The organism is Novosphingobium sp. KN65.2 (assembly GCF_001368935.1).
GTDB classification, from domain to species: domain Bacteria; phylum Pseudomonadota; class Alphaproteobacteria; order Sphingomonadales; family Sphingomonadaceae; genus Novosphingobium; species Novosphingobium mathurense.
The window spans coordinates 1-594 of the sequence record NZ_CCBH010000059.1 but is presented as its reverse complement, the minus strand read 5'-3'; the positions used below and the strand labels follow the sequence as shown (position 1 = coordinate 594).

The window sequence follows — 594 nt, the reverse complement described above, 5'->3', positions numbered from 1 at the left end:
GGCCGCATAGCGGCCGAGACGGTCCAGCCCTTGCGGCAGGGGGCAGGAACAGGCCCCGAAGTCGAACAGCGGGCGCGGCGGCATTGCCGCCTCAATCTAGGAAAAGCGCCCGCCAGGTCATAGCATAGCGGCGACCTAGCGGGCGCTGCGGCATGTCGCCGGCGACATGCCCAACGGATAGCGCCGGAAGCATCCGAGTAATCGGATCCTCCGTCAGTTTAATTGCCCGAGCGGTTGCGCGACACGTCCGCATAAGGTTTGCGGCGGCACTGGCTGCACCGAAGCCGCGCGATGAGTTCGTATATGCGGGTATCGAAAGAAATGCGGCGTGAGCGGGCGAAGTCGCCCAGCGGGGCGACGACGCGGCGACCGCAAGCGCACTGGATGCGCAGATAGCAGCCTTGCCGATACCAGATAGGATCAATGGGCTTGGGGCGGTTGTAGTTCGCGGCCATTGGGCGCTTATGCGCCAAACGGAACAGGAGGGGAACGCGCCGCGCGCACGCCGGTTATTGGATTGGCAAGGGAAAAGGGCTATATAGGCAATGCTTCGTGTGCTGATTCATTTCACGCACCTACCTGAACCCCCCCCGC

1 protein-coding gene is annotated in these 594 nt (G+C 63.5%); it reads right to left on the bottom strand.

The features are described from left to right. Positions 1-218: 218 nt before the first annotated feature. Entirely contained in the window at positions 219-455 is a 237-nt protein-coding gene (locus SPHV1_RS02230; protein WP_008831822.1) for a hypothetical protein, read from the bottom strand. Between the last annotated feature and the right edge of the window lie 139 nt (positions 456-594).